This window comes from Mucilaginibacter sp. RCC_168 (assembly GCF_041355315.1).
GTDB lineage: Bacteria > Bacteroidota > Bacteroidia > Sphingobacteriales > Sphingobacteriaceae > Mucilaginibacter.
The window spans coordinates 51,219-66,463 of the sequence record NZ_JBFUPN010000015.1 but is presented as its reverse complement, the minus strand read 5'-3'; the positions used below and the strand labels follow the sequence as shown (position 1 = coordinate 66,463).

14 protein-coding genes are annotated in these 15,245 nt (G+C 42.1%); 8 read left to right on the top strand and 6 right to left on the bottom strand.

The features are described 5' to 3' along the window. The first annotated feature begins 230 nt into the window (after positions 1–230). The 4 genes from AB6735_RS15565 to AB6735_RS15550 all read left to right on the top strand — a co-directional run bounded on the left by AB6735_RS15565 (position 231) and on the right by AB6735_RS15550 (position 3,680). A complete protein-coding gene (locus AB6735_RS15565) occupies positions 231–644 on the top strand; it encodes a hypothetical protein (RefSeq protein ID WP_370996768.1) in 414 nt (137 codons plus the stop codon). A 4-nt stretch (positions 645–648) separates the two neighbouring features. After that, positions 649–1,191 carry a hypothetical protein gene (locus AB6735_RS15560; protein WP_370996767.1) on the top strand — a complete coding sequence of 181 codons (543 nt, stop codon included), beginning with the start codon at positions 649–651 and terminating at the stop codon, positions 1,189–1,191. A gap of 460 nt (positions 1,192–1,651) precedes the next feature. Then, on the top strand, positions 1,652–2,935 hold the full coding sequence (locus AB6735_RS15555) for a glycosyltransferase (RefSeq protein ID WP_370996766.1): 1,284 nt from the start codon (positions 1,652–1,654) through the stop codon (positions 2,933–2,935). Next, a complete protein-coding gene (locus AB6735_RS15550; protein WP_370996765.1) occupies positions 2,928–3,680 on the top strand; it encodes a glycosyltransferase family 2 protein in 753 nt (250 codons plus the stop codon). The genes AB6735_RS15555 and AB6735_RS15550 overlap by 8 nt, the downstream gene beginning before the upstream one ends. A 69-nt stretch (positions 3,681–3,749) precedes the next feature. Here the strand turns inward: AB6735_RS15550 and AB6735_RS15545 are convergent, their stop codons facing one another. The 6 genes from AB6735_RS15545 to AB6735_RS15520 form a co-directional block, all read right to left on the bottom strand. Next, positions 3,750–6,227 carry a hypothetical protein gene (locus tag AB6735_RS15545; protein WP_370996764.1) on the bottom strand — a complete coding sequence of 826 codons (2,478 nt, stop codon included), beginning with the start codon at positions 6,225–6,227 and terminating at the stop codon, positions 3,750–3,752. Positions 6,228–6,417: 190 nt separating this feature from the next. Continuing rightward, entirely contained in the window at positions 6,418–6,714 is a 297-nt protein-coding gene (locus tag AB6735_RS15540) for a hypothetical protein (protein WP_370996763.1), read from the bottom strand. Between the two features lie 5 nt (positions 6,715–6,719). After that, entirely contained in the window at positions 6,720–6,968 is a 249-nt protein-coding gene (locus tag AB6735_RS15535; protein ID WP_370996762.1) for a DUF4834 domain-containing protein, read from the bottom strand. 245 nt (positions 6,969–7,213) lie between these two features. Further along, on the bottom strand, positions 7,214–9,238 hold the full coding sequence (gene uvrB / locus AB6735_RS15530; protein ID WP_370996761.1) for an excinuclease ABC subunit UvrB: 2,025 nt from the start codon (positions 9,236–9,238) through the stop codon (positions 7,214–7,216). 697 nt (positions 9,239–9,935) lie between these two features. After that, positions 9,936–10,415 (bottom strand): MarR family winged helix-turn-helix transcriptional regulator, encoded by a 480-nt coding sequence (locus AB6735_RS15525; RefSeq protein ID WP_370996760.1) that lies wholly within the window; start codon positions 10,413–10,415, stop codon positions 9,936–9,938. A gap of 15 nt (positions 10,416–10,430) precedes the next feature. Continuing rightward, a complete protein-coding gene (locus tag AB6735_RS15520) occupies positions 10,431–10,928 on the bottom strand; it encodes a GNAT family N-acetyltransferase (protein WP_370996759.1) in 498 nt (165 codons plus the stop codon). A 343-nt stretch (positions 10,929–11,271) separates the two neighbouring features. On the opposite strand from AB6735_RS15520, the gene upp reads away from it, so the two are divergent. The 4 genes from upp (at position 11,272) to AB6735_RS15500 (ending at position 15,068) form a co-directional block, all read left to right on the top strand. Further along, on the top strand, positions 11,272–11,916 hold the full coding sequence (upp, locus tag AB6735_RS15515) for a uracil phosphoribosyltransferase (protein ID WP_370996758.1): 645 nt from the start codon (positions 11,272–11,274) through the stop codon (positions 11,914–11,916). Positions 11,917–12,167: 251 nt separating this feature from the next. After that, positions 12,168–12,893, top strand: coding sequence for a YjjG family noncanonical pyrimidine nucleotidase (locus tag AB6735_RS15510; RefSeq protein WP_370996757.1), 726 nt, complete (start codon positions 12,168–12,170; stop codon positions 12,891–12,893). After that, positions 12,890–13,402: a DinB family protein gene (locus tag AB6735_RS15505; protein WP_370996756.1), complete on the top strand. Its 513-nt coding sequence runs from the start codon at positions 12,890–12,892 to the stop codon at positions 13,400–13,402. The genes AB6735_RS15510 and AB6735_RS15505 overlap by 4 nt, the downstream gene beginning before the upstream one ends. Before the next feature lie 811 nt (positions 13,403–14,213). After that, positions 14,214–15,068 (top strand): UDP-2,3-diacylglucosamine diphosphatase, encoded by an 855-nt coding sequence (locus AB6735_RS15500; protein ID WP_370996755.1) that lies wholly within the window; start codon positions 14,214–14,216, stop codon positions 15,066–15,068. Positions 15,069–15,245: the final 177 nt, after the last annotated feature.

The following is a 15,245-nucleotide window of genomic DNA, read 5'->3' as shown; positions in this document are numbered from 1 at the left end:
GGGTTTTGATAAAATATCGAACACCGAATGTTTAATGTCGAATAATAAAGGAAAAAAATCGATGTTGGATATTCGGAATTAACAATTGAAGAAAAGGGGCTGTCAGTCTGAGCTTGTCAAAGAGCGTGCAGAGGCTGCCCCGCCATGCCTCGATATCGACTTTTTGATTAGCGTAAATAGTTTGATAATAAATAGAATATTTAATTACATTTATCAACTTTTTAAACCTAATGTCACCAAGAACTTCTAAACCTGCAACCAAACAGAGTAAGGACAAGAAGCCTATAATAAATTATGGCGCTGAACCGTTCTTAATGTTGTGTACCAATATAGTTTCAAAAATTGGCATACCCGGATTTTTAGTAATCTCATTTGTGTCTTATTTATTTGCGTTTACTTCTTCAAATCAGAAGACGGAGATTGTGGATAAATGGATTTTATTTAAAAACAATAACTATAACCAAGAGTTAACTATATTAGTGGTGATTTTTGCAATAGTTCTTTATTCCATAGAGGCTTATGCATTTTACAGAATACGAAAGCTTGACCAGGATGAGATAGCAAGGCTATCAGAGTTTAAAAGGCTTTATCAGGAGCAGCAACTTGGGGTTAAGTTATCCAACAGTTCTAAACCTAAAAACTAATCATATGGCACCTTTAATTATTTTTTCAATATCTCTGTTAGTTTACTACAGTTTGAGACTTTATAAAAGATATAATTTCAGGAAGCATCAGCTGCAATTATATGCATTAAGAGACGAGCTTAGGCAGCTGGCGATAGATAAAAAAGTTAGCACAACAGATTGGGTATTTAATTATTTAGATAGTTCAATATCAAAGAGCGTGCATAATTTTGGAACTATTAATATTTGGTATGCTATGTATTTATCTAAAATACATCATCTGGATAATAGATATGTTGATTTTAAATCAAATCTCGAAATCTCTTTAGGTAGATCGCCGGATTTGAAATTGATAAATAGCAAATACTCTAAGATAATTGCTGAATATATATGGCATCGTCATGCGCTTTCATTTTTTGTGATTCATCTTGGATTAACATCAGTTCTTAATTCTTTTTCTTTTTTTAGTAAGAATATGAAAAAGGTATCAATGAGTATTAAAAACTTAACAACATTGCCAGAAACATCAACAAGTGAAAGCTTTTTGAATAAAGCTAATTTATGTTGATTCGCTTAAATTCCCTCAGGGTCTCCTGAAAGGGACCCAGAGGCTTTTATCCCATCAAAAAATTCATTATATTTGTATATACCACAGCCCGGTTATCCGATCAAAAAGGATAAGCGGGCTGTTTTGTTAAAGGGGAAAAAAGGAACAAAAACCGACCGTTTGGTATGTTGTTATTTGAAAATCAGGAAACTAATACTTTTTAAAGTTTTTAAAACACGTTAAAACCGCGTTAAAATTTGTTAAAAAGTGTTAAAATGAGGGTTTTTGAACGAGTTTTTAACTGTTTTTAGCCCGTTTTTGAGCAGAAAAGTGTTAAAATTTAAGGTTTAAAAAGTTTTGGCGAAGGTGGTTCGGATGGAATTGTTAAAAAGCCCGCCACCCTGAATTTTGCAAAAAAACAAAACGAGTTTTTAGGACCGGCCGGTATTTGGGTTCGGCCGAATAAATGTATTTTTGAGACATGTTAAAAGTAGTGCATCTGAATACCTATGATGGCAATGGCGGTGCAGGCCGGGCCTGTATGCGCCTAAACAGGGCACTGCTCAGCCAAAATGTCGATTCAAAGGTTATTGTTCACTATAAGTTTGGAAAAAATCCGCAGGTAGGTACTTTTAACAAAAATCCGGTGGAAAAAGCCTATACTGCTGCTACAATTGTGTTGGAGCGGATATTGGCCAAAAGGTACCTGAAACCTTTATCACGCACACCCTTTTCATTTACCTGGTTCGGGCGGTCGGTTATCCACCATCCCGAGGTGAAAAATGCCGATATAATACATCTGCACTGGATAAATCACGGTTTCCTGGATCCCAAACACATAGCCGAAATAGTCAGGCTAAACAAACCCGTGGTATGGACCTTCCATGATAGTAATGCCTTTACAGGTGGCTGCCATGTACGCTATGCCTGCGATCATTATATGCGAGCATGCGGTAATTGTCCCTTGCTGATTAACGCCGGAGATAACGATATTTCACACAAAATATGGCTGCAAAAGCGCAAGGCTTATGATGTGCTTGATTTTGCCATAGCCGCCCCAAGTACCTGGATGCAGGCATCGGTAAAAAAGAGCAGCCTGATGCAGGGTAAGGCGGTAAATCATATCCCCAATACGCTGGAGACTGATATTTTTAAGCCTGCTGATAAAAAACAGGCTAAACAGAAAGCGGGACTGCCAACAGATAAGTTTATATTCCTGAGTGGTTTTATGCCCTCCCGGAAAGATCTGCACAAGGGCACTCAATACCTGCTGGATAGTCTGGAACTGCTGAAACAGCGTTTAGGCGCAAATGCCGACAAGGTAGAGCTGGTGATATTTGGCAACCGCGGAACAGAAGGCGTGCCCGATTTTCCATTCAAAACCAGCTTTTTGGGCACTATCAATAACGATGAGCAACTGGCGCAATACTATGCCGCTGCCGATGCCTTCCTGATCCCGTCACTGGAAGACAACCTGCCTTATACCGTAATGGAAAGCCTGGCCTGTGGAACGCCTGTAATAGCGTTTACAACCGGAGGAATACCAGATATGGTACTGCATGAATACAATGGCTATCTGGCCGCTTATAAGTCGGCAGAGAGCTTTACTGATGGAATGGAGTGGATCATTAAACATCCGGAGCAGGAATTGGTACAACAGCAAGCCCGGCAAACGATCATGGATACATTCTCTGAAGAAGTTATCGCTCTAAAGCATATCCAACTTTACGAAAATCTGTTGCAAAAGAAGGAGCCCCATGTTTAAGCCAAAGCTAAGCGTAATCACTATAGTATATAATAATGTACGTGATATTGAGCGTACTATGCTTTCGGTTTTGGGGCAAACCTATACGAATATAGAGTACATTATTGTTGATGGCTTATCCAATGATGGTACGCTGGAGGTGATCAGTAAATATCGCGATCGCATCAGCAAGTTGATCAGCGAAAAGGACAAAGGTATATATGATGCCATGAACAAAGGCTTGGCCATAGCCACAGGCGATTATGTGATCTTTATGAACTCCGGCGATGAGTTTTATGCCCCTGATACCGTGACCGCCGTTTTTACCTCGGCAGAAGATGCAGATATTTATTACGGCGAAACCGAGATGATTGATGATAGCGGACAAAGTTTGGGGCAACGCAGGCACCAGGCACCCGCTACATTTACCTGGCGCGATTTTAAATATGGTATGAGCATCAGCCACCAGGCTATCTACATCAGGCGTAGTTTAACCGAACCATATGATAACCGTTATCACCTCAGCGCCGATATCGACTGGATCATCCGGGTAGCCAAAAAGGCAAAAAAAATAGTGAATGTGAACAGGTATGTAGCTAAATACCTGGTAGGGGGAATGTCGAAAAAAAGGCATCGCCAAAGCCTGCAGGAACGTTTTGATATTATGAAACGGTACTATGGATTGATCCCGACTGTCTTTAATCATTTTGTAATAGCCTTTAACCTGGGCTGGTACTGGCTCAAAAACAAACGTACAAACGATTAACCCTGCTTTTTAACGCATAAAAGAGCGATGGATCTTAAACCCATCGCTCTTCATTAATATAGTTAAGCCTTATGCTTTTTTGGCGATTGGCTTAACTGCAGGTTTCTTTTTGGTTTCGGTATAAATGGCACCACCCAGGGCCAGCACCAGCAGGATGGATCCTGCCAGAGAAATATTTTCACCGGCATAATAAGAGGTTGGGTGAAATATAAACTCAATTTTGTGGTTACCAACAGGTATCTGCGCAGCACGTAAAAGGTAATTGGCACGGAAATATGGTTTTTCAACCCCATCAATCAGCATTTTCCATCCCTTGTCGTAGTATATTTCTGAGAAAACTGCGATTTGTGAAGCAGTTGAACCACTTTGATATATCATATGATCAGGATTGTAACTTACCAGATCAATTTTGCTGGCAGGGTCATTTCCTAATGATTTTTCGTCTATATCGCTTTTATAGCGTTTATCAACTATGGCCTCATTTTTAGGATCAAAGCTACTGATAGCCTGCATTTCCTGGTCGGCGTTATCAGCATATTTGATGCTTTTTACAAACCAGGCGTGTCCGCATGCAGTTTGATTAACCTGCATACCCAGGTTTTGTGTTTTAGGGTCTTGGGAGATAATATACTTGGTGTTCAGCATATCCAGCACTTCATGATTGATGCTTTTGCTTAGCTGCTCATCAACAACTTCATCAAAACGTTTTAATCTCGCTGCTGAATAGCCGCTTATTGATTTGTAGAAGAATGGAGTAATACCATCACCTTTGATAGATTGGGTGAGATCAATAACCCGGAAATCGGGGTCTTTGTCTTTTAAAATAAACTGGTCGACCTCACGTGGTTGAGGGGCATTATTATCTTGTTTGGCGGCAAAGCGATCGTTATTTAAGTAGCGTTTATCGATTGCCCAAAGATCAACCAATATCAGGACCAAAAGGCCTACAGATAATACGGTCAGGTTAATCTTCTTTTTAATAAAGGCCCAGGCAAGAGCAAATGTTAGGGCTATAAAAATAAATGATCGTAAAGCATCGGCTTGTGCAACGGATGCGCGATCCTCAACCAATGCCTGTGCTAATGAGCTTGCTGTAGCGTTATCGATCTTCAGCATTTGTGATAACTGATCGATATAAGCCAGTTGGTTACTGGGTTTTAATGATAATAAAAGAGACGGTACTACGGCTATAATTAAGGAAATACCACCGGTAATGTAAAGCGCGATCTTTAGTTTTTTAAACAGATCGGCCTTGTTCTCATTCACAACTACTTCATTAACTGCCAATAAAGAAAGTATCGGGAAACAAAAGCCCGTCACTGCTAAAATGGAATCAACGGCCCTGAATTTATTATAAAGCGGGAAGTAGTTAAAGAACAGATCCGATATATAAGGCCAGTTTTTACCAAACGAGAGGAGCATGGTAAAAACGACTGCGCCAAGTAACCACCATTTGATGCGGTTTTTGACAATAAATAAACCCCATACAAACAGAAAGCAAATAACAGCACCAAAGTAAACAGGACCTTCGGTAAATGGCTTTTCGCCCCAATAAAGTGGCATGGCATTTTGTGCTATATAAACAGCCTGATCAGCTGGCGCGCCTTTGTCAATCAGGGCTTTAGCAACATGAGAGTCTGCGTCTGACGGGCCTCTGCCGCTACCGCCATAAGCATCAGGTATCAGAAAAGTAATACATTCGCCTACGCCCTGACTCCATTGATATGCATAGTCTCTTGGTAAGCCATTGCTGGGCTCGGTTGTATGCTGTGTTAAGTTTGATTTACCACGTATAGTATCTTTACCATACTCATACGTACTCCATAACATGGAAGCGTTTACCGCAAGCGCTAATACAACAGCTGCGCCAACATAAGCCAGCGATTTTAAAAAAGAGGCTGTTGTTTTACTTTTGATGGCATGGTATAGTTCAATAAATACCAGGATAAGCAACACCAGTAAAAGATAGTAGGTCATCTGTACGTGGTTAGCCCTGATCTCTAAAGCCAACGCTAATGCGGTTATAGCTGCGCCAATAAAATGTTTTCCCCTTAAAATGAGCAGGATACCCGCTAAAATAGGAGCAAAAAAGGCTATCGCAAAAGCCTGGTTAGCATGACCCGCGGCGAGCAATATAATATTGTAGGATGAAAACGTAAAGGCAACAGCACCCGCGGCGGCCAACCATGGATTGAGCTTCAATACACTAAAAAGAAGATATGCGCCCAACAGGAAAATCAATACAGTACCAACAGGGCTCGGGAACGAATAGTTGATTGCGTTTATCACCCATGAAGTTAAATTGGCTTTATAAGGCGCCCATATTTGATAGGCAGGCATACCGCCATGTATCTGGTTGGTCCATAATATGGTGGTGTCTTTTGCCTTGTAGTCATTAATCTCTTTTTGGGTTGATTGTGCTCTTGTAACATCATTTTGCCCGAGGGTTTTCCCTTGAAATGCAGGCGTAAAATAGATAAAGCAGATCACCAGGAAAATAGCAGCTATAATAAAGTGGATGCTATTACGCTTAAACCAGTTGTTCATTTAAGTTTTTTGAAATGGATAATATATATTCCTCAAAAATAGAAATTTGAATGACAATTGAGATATATTTCGGAATTCGGATGTTCGATTTTGGATTTCGGAAAATTTGATGATTTGAAAATCAAAAAAGAAGGTTGTTACCTCCTCAAGTCAAATCCGAAATTGAACATTCGAAATCCGAAATCAAGAATTAGCAGGTAAGCTCGCGGCTGCGCAGCAGGATAAACAGCAATATCATGCCAGCAAGGCTCACCACATAGGCTATTACCTGTGCTTTGCCGTAGTCTTCGCGATTTTTGCGTATACTGAAAAAGTTATAGAGGGCAAGGGCGCCTAAAGTCACCCAAAAAAATGTGCCGATCCTGGCACAGTCAGCAAATAACTGCAAGGCAACGGTGAACACAATGTAATTGGCCACAATAAGTATAACAGACTCGGAGGTGTTGTTATGATTTGGGCGTCTTTTGTATACTTCTTCTGGCAGCATATAATTTATTTCACTTCTTCGTAATCAACAAACTCGCCTTCAGAATCGGGCACAGTACCCCTTTTTCCCTGCGGGATATAATCAACCTTGATAGCACCATCCGGGCGCCTGGTAGATTGACGTTGCTGTTGCTGAGCTTGTTGATGAGCCTTATTGACCACACTTTCGAAAAGAAAAGGTAGCAGGTATCGTACTAAACTGCGTATGATATATAGTATACAAATTGATATGAGTAGAAAACGAATTAAAAGCATCACATTAATTTTTAGCTTACAAATATAAGTTATATAACGTAAAAATTGTTTTAATATGATTACAGATAGATGTGCAAATGTGCGGATTACAGATGTGCAGATGAAAAATCTACTTTTTGATGATACTCATTTGCATATGGATAGATGTGCAGATATGCAGATTACAGATGTGCAGATGAAAAATTACATTTGTTAGATCATATGTAGCTATCATTTGCACATCTGTAATCTGCATATCCGCACATTTAAAATTTTTCTTCCATCATTTTTTCTAAGGCGAACATTTCATCGCGCAGCTTGGCGGCCAGTAAAAAATCCATATCCTTGGCTGCGGCGAGCATATCTTTTTTAGTGTTGTCAATTGATTTTTTCAAGTCTGCCTTGGTCATGTATTGAACTATCGGATCGGCAGCCAGCGAAACGGAATCAGCTTCTACATAGGCTTTTTGTACTCCACCCTGAAAATCTACAACAGAAGTTTGCTCCATGATCTCCTCGCGCGATTTGCCAACTGTTGTTGGTGTTATACCATGCGCTGTATTGTAGGCTATCTGTATATCACGGCGGCGATTGGTCTCGTCCATCGTGATCTGCATGGAATCGGTGATCTTATCGGCATACATGATCACCCGGCCACGGTCATTACGGGCGGCGCGACCAATGGTTTGTATCAATGAACGTTCGGATCGCAGGAAACCTTCCTTATCAGCATCCAGAATGGCTACCAGGGATACTTCCGGCAAATCAAGCCCTTCACGCAACAAATTGATGCCTATCAGCACATCAAATTCGCCCAAGCGTAAACCCCTTAATATCTCTACCCTTTGCAGGGTTTTTACTTCGGAGTGAATGTAGCGGCATTTGATGCCCAGGCGGTCCATATATTTGGCCAGTTCTTCGGCCATGCGCTTGGTGAGGGTAGTTACCAGCACGCGGTCGCCCATTTTTACAGTTTTATCCACTTCGTCCAACAGGTCATCAACCTGGTTGATCACCGGGCGAACGTCAATAACGGGATCAAGCAGACCGGTAGGACGTATCACTTGCTGTACTACCACGCCTTCAGATTTCTCCAGTTCAAAATCGCCGGGAGTAGCGCTCACATAAATAGTTTGTGGGGCCAGTTTTTCAAACTCCTGGAAATTCAGCGGACGGTTATCCAATGCGGCAGGCAGACGGAAACCATAATCTACCAGTGATATTTTGCGTGACCGGTCACCACCATACATAGCCCTGATCTGCGGAACAGTTACGTGACTTTCATCAATCACCATCAGGTAATCATCCGGAAAGTAATCCAACAGGCAGAAGGGGCGTGCACCAGGCTGTCTCCCGTCAAAAAAGCGCGAATAGTTCTCGATACCAGAGCAATAACCCAATTCGCGGATCATTTCCAGGTCGTAGTTCACCCGTTCTTCCAGGCGTTTGGCTTCCAGGAAACGGCCATCATCAATAAACTGCTTTTTGCGGGTTTCCAGTTCTTCCTGTATAGCCCAGATAGATTGGGTAAAACGCTCACGAGGTGCAACGTACAGGTTAGCTGGGTACACGACCATGTGGGTCATTTTTTCAACTGTTTTGCCGGTAGTTACATCAAAAGTGCTTAGTTCCTCAATGTCATCCCCAAAAAAGGAAATGCGGTAAGCATAGTCCAGGTAAGCCGGAAAAATATCAACTGTATCACCTTTTACCCTAAAAGTACCACGCTTAAAATCGGCTGTGGTGCGGGCATACAGTATCTCGACCAGGCGATGCAAGAACGCATTGCGACTAATACGCGTACCTACCGCGAACTTGAAAACAGAGTCGGCAAAGTCGTCCGGGTTACCCATACCATAGATGCAGGATATGGACGATACCACGATCACATCCCTGCGGCCCGACATTAAGGCCGAGGTAGTCCGCAAGCGTAATTTCTCTATCTCTTCGTTTATCTGCAGGTCTTTTTCAATGTAGGTATTGGTAGTAGGTATAAACGCTTCGGGCTGATAATAATCATAGTACGATACAAAATAGTTCACCGCGTTTTCCGGAAAAAACTGTTTGAACTCGCCATATAGCTGTGCGGCCAGTGTTTTATTATGGCTCAATATCAGCGTAGGCTTTTGTGTTTGCTGTATTACGTTAGCAATAGAAAATGTTTTACCCGATCCGGTAACACCCAGCAGGGTTTGAAAAGGATCGCCATTATTTACACCTTCAACCAGTTGCCTGATAGCTTCGGGCTGATCGCCGGTGGGGAAGTATTGGGAGGTTAAATTAAAATCCATGTTGTTATGTAAAAATACAAATATTCCTGCAATAGGTTTTGCAATTCAAAATAAGTGCAGGATAATGACAACCGTATGTCAGCAGATTTTGGGTGTTTCAAAAATCTTCGGGATGTTCCAGATTATTTTTCACCAGGTAAAAACAAAACTTACAAAATTCAAACCGGATGCGCTGCTTATATGACTTTTTAAACCTCTATTTTAACACTTTTCTGCTTAAAATCGGGGTGGAAATCGCCTAAAACTGCTCAGAAACTCATTCAAAACCATCGATTTTAACACTTTTTAACAAATTTTTGATGGGTTTTGAAAACTTTAAAAAGTATTAATTTATTGGTGTTCAAATAACTGCACGTCAAACGGTCGTTTTTAGATTGTTTTATTCCTTTCACCAAACAGCCCTGCTTACAATTTTCAAAGTAAGCAGGGCTGGTCTGTGACGTACTTAAAGATACAAAAAATATATAGGACTTGCAAGGCTGTCGACTCACCCTGTCATCTCCATATTAATTAAAAAGTCGTCATTGCGAAGTACGAAGCAATCTCTAAGCTATACAGAGTGGCTCTGCCTATCGGGGATTGCTTCGTACTTCGCAATGACGCGTGGGGAGGTTTTTTCCTCACCCTCTTTCCGCCGCAGGCGAAGAGAGGGTCGTCCAGCGAAGCGCAGACGGGGTGAGTCACCTGCGGCTTTCAATTAACTCGTTAACCCTATCCGCTTTGCCCGCTCAAACATACTCAGGCGTTTCATTTGTTCTTCCACTTCACTTATGGCCAGTAACAGGTTGTTTTGTGTGGTTGTAAGTTCTGTTAAAGCCGCTATCATCACATCCCAAACGGGTTTCATTTGTTCAATTAATTCCTGGCCTTTGGCAGTGAGTTGGATGAGGCGTTTCCTTTCATCAGCCTTATCTTTTTTGGAGCGGATCAGCTTTACTTTTTCCAATTCCTTCAGCAAACTGATAGTAGAAGGGTGGGTGTAGCCAATTTCGCTGGCAATTTCCACCACGCTCAAAACCGATCGTAAGTGCAGGGTGTATATCACCGGGAACCATTTGGGTTCAAAATCAATACCGTTGGCTTTATATATCAGCACCCCGTCTTTACGTAGCTGATCGCTAAGGCGCTGCAGCCTTGTTGCAATGGCTAAAATGCCCGATTCATCTATCACATTCATGTATAAATCTCGTGCTTAGTTTGTCAAATGTAAGCTATAAAACAAGGTATCGGTATTCATCACCGGAAACGATTTAGGCAATTCGGCTTTAGACAGCCTGGTAAAACCGTTGCGTTCGTAAAACCGGTGAGCTGCTTTCAATGCGTCAACCGTACCTAAATAAATATCGGTGATATTGTTCTGCCGGCAATAGTTAATAAGTGTATCCAGTAACGACTGGGCTATACCTAACTCCTTGCCCCGGTATTCTTTCCGTACAAACATTTTGCGGATGGCGCCGCCATGGTTGTCAAAAGCAATTAAACCGATGGTACCTGCCAGCAGCCCATCGTGTTTGGCGCCCCAGAAATTACCGCCGGTTTGATGATAGTTCGTTTCGATATCCAGCAGGTCGGGCTGTTGCTGAATGGTGATCGGTAATTTAAACTCAATTTGTTGTATCGATAAAATGATATCAATGATCTGATCGCAATAATCATTGTTCAAAGGTTCAATAGTAGTATCTGTATTCATGGAAATAAATTTATATACAAAACTACGTAGTTAACTACATATATCATAATTTAATTGTGAAAAAAACAAAATGCCAACGTTGGGAGTAGTTAATAAATAGTTTAAGTATGGTCCAAATTGGCACGCGGTGTTGACTCACCCTGTCATCGCTGCGCTTGACATCCCTCTCTTCGCCTTCGGCGTAAAGAGGGTGTTTTAAAGAAAGATTTCCCCACCCTCTTTGCCGCAAAGCGGAAGAGAGGGTCGCCCAGCGAAGCGTAGGCGGGGTGAGTCGGCACCGCCTGCTAACGGAATGAGACACGTTAATTTACTTGATACTCGTTTAAAAACATTAATTTTAAGCATGATCTTTATCCTCAATAAAACCAATACCATTGCCAACCAGTTTCTGGCCGAACTGCGTGATGCCGAAATCCAGCAGGATAAAGCGCGCTTTAGGTATAACCAGGAAAAACTTGGGCAGATACTGGCCTATGAGCTGAGTAAAACGCTTAAGTATGAAGTTAAAGAAGTGCAGACCTCATTAGGGACGGCCCCGGTAAGTGTACCGGTTGATCAGCCGATGCTGGGAACTATTCTGCGTGCCGGTTTGCCCTTTCACCAAGGCTTTGTAAATTATTTTGATCAATCGGCATCGGCATTTATTACCGCTTATCGGAAAGTAAAGCGTACCGGCGATTTTGTGATCCAGGTTGATCATATTTCCACCCCAAACCTCGATGATAAAATATTTATCCTCTGCGATACCATGCTGGCCACCGGGCAAAGTATCGTGGTAGTATGTAAGGAACTCATGGCCCAGTACAAAATAAAAGAACTGCATATAGCCGCAGTGATTGCCAGTACCGAGGGCGTGGCGCATGTACGGGCAAACCTGCCTAAAGCAAAATTATGGCTCTGTGCCATTGATGATGAAATGACCAGCAAAGCATACATCGTACCCGGTCTGGGTGATGCCGGTGATTTGGCTTTTGGAGAAAAAGCTTGATTTCGATTTCGGATTTGGGATGTTCAATTTCGGATTTATTTTGATTTCAGATTTAGAAAGGGAATAGTTTAATTTTGCTCCTAATATTAATAAAGCACGCGTCATTGCTGTAAGGTAAGCACCCCCTCTAAATCTCCCCCAAAGGGGGAGACTTCAAGAAAGAGTTTTAAAGCCCTCTCCTTTGTAGAGGGTTGGGTGAGGTCTTGCTTCGTACCTCGCAATGACGGAGTGGCAAAATACTTAGTAAGTACATGAAATCCGAAATCGAACATCCCAATTCCGAAATAAAATACAAACATATCTTCTTTGATCTCGACCATACCATCTGGGATTTTGATAAAAACGCCGAAGAAACGCTGCATGAACTTTTTATACTGCACCGTTTACAGGAGATCGGTTTACCATCGGCCGATCTGTTCATCGAAACCTATACCCGTAATAACCACGAGCTTTGGGCTCAATACCATACGGGCGTTATCACTAAAGAAGAGTTGCGTGATGCCCGCTTCAAAAGAACTTTTATACAACTTGGTCTGCACCCTGATTTGATTCCAGCCGATTTTGAGGACGCGTATGTACGGCTTTGTCCTACTAAAACCAACCTGTTTCCGCACGCGCACGAAACTTTACAGTATCTGCAGGGTAAATACACCTTGCACCTCATTTCGAATGGGTTTAAAGAGTCGCAGCAGTTAAAGATCTCAGGTACAAATCTCGATGGATACTTTCAGCATATCATCGTATCTGAGGATGTAGGCGTTAATAAACCCGATAAGGCCATATTTGAATACGCGGTTAAGCTGGCCGGTACCACCAGGACCGAAAGCGTAATGATAGGCGATAGTTTGGAAGCTGATATTTATGGCGCTTTGAATTATGGCATGGATGCCATCTACTTTAACCCCTTCAGCGTACCCAAACCCGATGATGTGCCCGTACAAATTACTCACTTAAAAGAGCTAACTTTATTGTTATGAGCATTGCCAAGGAGCTTAGGACCATTGAGACCGCGCTGGATAATTACCGCGAACGGCTGGATACCATCCCTGATGAACTGTTTGCCGAAACGCCGGCAGGTGGCGGCTGGTCCTCTGCAGAAGTTTACAGCCATGTAATGCAGTCGGCCCTTCGCTCGGCCATAGCTATTGAACGTTGTGCGCACAGTAATTGTCCGCCCACAAAAAAAGGTTTGAGTTTACAGGGGCATTTTACGCTGCTTTTTGGCTGTTTCCCACCCGTGAAAATCAAAATGCTGGATATCATGAATGTAGAGAAGATCAGTAAAGAGGATGCCCGCAATCTGATCATCAAATGCCGCAAACGGATAGATGATATTGCCCCCATTATAGCAAAGGCCCCGCCCGATGTACGTTACGGGCATCCGCGTTTAGGTATGCTTAATGCCAAACAATGGTTTAAGTTTACCCGGATACATTTACTACACCATTTAAAACAGTTGGAGCGGATAAAAAATAAATTTAATTAGCCGCATAGCCGACTCACCGGTCTGCGCTTCGCTGGACCACCCTCTCTCCGGCTTCGCCGCAAAGAGGGTCAAGAAAAAAAGAATTAAAATCCCCTCTATGCGAGAAGCGGAGAGAGAGGGGACGAGCGCAGCGATGTCGGGGTGAGTCGATTTCAAAAGTAAATTTTCGTCCACTCTGGGTCTCCTGAAAGGGACCCAGAGGCTGCACGTAGGTCGACCAATAACTCAGGGTCCTCTGCGAGAGACCCTGAGTGGACAAAAATTTAATTAGCCGTAGAGTCGACTCACCGGTCTACGCTTCGCTGGACCACCTCTCTTCGCCTGCGGCGGAAAGAAGGTGGGAGAAAAAAGAAAACCCCTCTATGCGCGAAGCGGAGAGAGGGGTGACAAGCGCAGCGATGTCAGGGTGAGTCGATAGATGCTTAATTTTCGCTTTATGCCTTTTCATGGGCTATTACTCTCCAAAGGAGAGGGCCTTAATTTTGTTTTTTTTTTGAACCCTCTCCTTTGGAGAGGGCAGGGTGAGGCTAAAATAAATTTCACGCCGCGTGAAACCTTTTACATTTAACAGAGTCTTAACAGTAAGATAATTTAGTTTACCGACATTTGTTAAAATCATTTCACAATGAATTTTGAGTATGCGTATTTGGTTGTTATAAGTTTGCTGCTTCTGGTTGGAGCCTTCTATATCAGCCCTTATGAACTGAATGTTAATGAAGACGAAGACGAAGAGTAATCGTTTGTTAAGCATTTCAACTATATATATTAACCGGCAGCGCCTGCCGGATGAGCAATTAACCCCTTTATTTTAATGTCAAAACGTGAAGTTGATATCGTAGTAATATCTGACGTGCACCTGGGTACATACGGTTGTCATGCCAAAGAATTACTAAAGTATTTAAAAAGCATCAAGCCCAAAATGCTTATCCTTAATGGCGATATTATTGATATCTGGCAGTTTAGTAAATCGTACTGGCCCGAAGCCCACATGAAGGTGGTGCGCCGCATACTTAAATTTGTAACAGATGGCATACCGGTGCATTACCTCACCGGTAATCACGACGAAATGTTGCGTAAATTCACCGATTTTAATCTGGGATCGTTCCAGTTGCTCAATAAGATCGTACTCAATATTGATGGTAAAAAAGCCTGGATCTTTCATGGCGATATATTTGACGTAACCATGCAGCACTCCAAATGGCTGGCCAAGCTGGGAGCTGTTGGGTATGACAGCCTTATCCTGATCAATAGCTTTGTGAACTGGTTTTTAACGACTTTGGGTCGTCAAAAAATGAGCTTTTCGCAAAAAGTAAAAGCCAGTTTTAAAGAGGCCGTAAAATTTATCAATCAGTTTGAACAAACAGCGGCCGACCTGGCTGTGGACAAAAATTACCAATATGTTATTTGCGGGCATATTCACCATGCCGAGATCAGGACTATCGAGAACACCGAAAAAACGGGTTCTGTGTTATACCTCAATTCGGGCGACTGGGTGGAGAGCCTTACCTCGCTGGAGTATTATAACGGCGATTGGAAAATATTTAAATATAACCCCGACGACTTTAAAACCGAGGTTGAAGATGATGATAAAACCGATGCCGAAGACCTTGACGCTAAACTGGATGTAAAAAGCTTACTCGAACGTTTTAAACAGGAACCGCATTAAGGCATTAGTATCAAGTAATTAGTATCAAGTAATTAGTATCAAGTATCAAGACCTTGCTTTTATACTCATGATCAGCTTTGTTATCAATGCTAAACATACGATCTTGATATTTGACACTAAAATAGCAAAATCTTGATACTTGATACTCACTACTTGATACTAATCACTAAATTACTC

Bases quoted from the DNA above. Each gene is read 5' to 3' on its own strand.
- AB6735_RS15510 (WP_370996757.1), top strand. From the start codon at position 12,168: ATGAAATCCGAAATCGAACATCCCAATTCCGAAATAAAATACAAACAT.
- AB6735_RS15540 (WP_370996763.1), bottom strand. From the start codon at position 6,714: ATGCTGCCAGAAGAAGTATACAAAAGACGCCCAAATCATAACAACACC.
- AB6735_RS15550 (WP_370996765.1), top strand. From the start codon at position 2,928: ATGTTTAAGCCAAAGCTAAGCGTAATCACTATAGTATATAATAATGTA.
- AB6735_RS15565 (WP_370996768.1), top strand. From the start codon at position 231: ATGTCACCAAGAACTTCTAAACCTGCAACCAAACAGAGTAAGGACAAG.
- AB6735_RS15560 (WP_370996767.1), top strand. From the start codon at position 649: ATGGCACCTTTAATTATTTTTTCAATATCTCTGTTAGTTTACTACAGT.
- AB6735_RS15555 (WP_370996766.1), top strand. From the start codon at position 1,652: ATGTTAAAAGTAGTGCATCTGAATACCTATGATGGCAATGGCGGTGCA.
- AB6735_RS15535 (WP_370996762.1), bottom strand. From the start codon at position 6,968: ATGCTTTTAATTCGTTTTCTACTCATATCAATTTGTATACTATATATC.
- AB6735_RS15525 (WP_370996760.1), bottom strand. From the start codon at position 10,415: ATGAATGTGATAGATGAATCGGGCATTTTAGCCATTGCAACAAGGCTG.
- AB6735_RS15505 (WP_370996756.1), top strand. From the start codon at position 12,890: ATGAGCATTGCCAAGGAGCTTAGGACCATTGAGACCGCGCTGGATAAT.
- AB6735_RS15520 (WP_370996759.1), bottom strand. From the start codon at position 10,928: ATGAATACAGATACTACTATTGAACCTTTGAACAATGATTATTGCGAT.
- uvrB (WP_370996761.1), bottom strand. From the start codon at position 9,238: ATGGATTTTAATTTAACCTCCCAATACTTCCCCACCGGCGATCAGCCC.
- upp (WP_370996758.1), top strand. From the start codon at position 11,272: ATGATCTTTATCCTCAATAAAACCAATACCATTGCCAACCAGTTTCTG.
- AB6735_RS15545 (WP_370996764.1), bottom strand. From the start codon at position 6,227: ATGAACAACTGGTTTAAGCGTAATAGCATCCACTTTATTATAGCTGCT.
- AB6735_RS15500 (WP_370996755.1), top strand. From the start codon at position 14,214: ATGTCAAAACGTGAAGTTGATATCGTAGTAATATCTGACGTGCACCTG.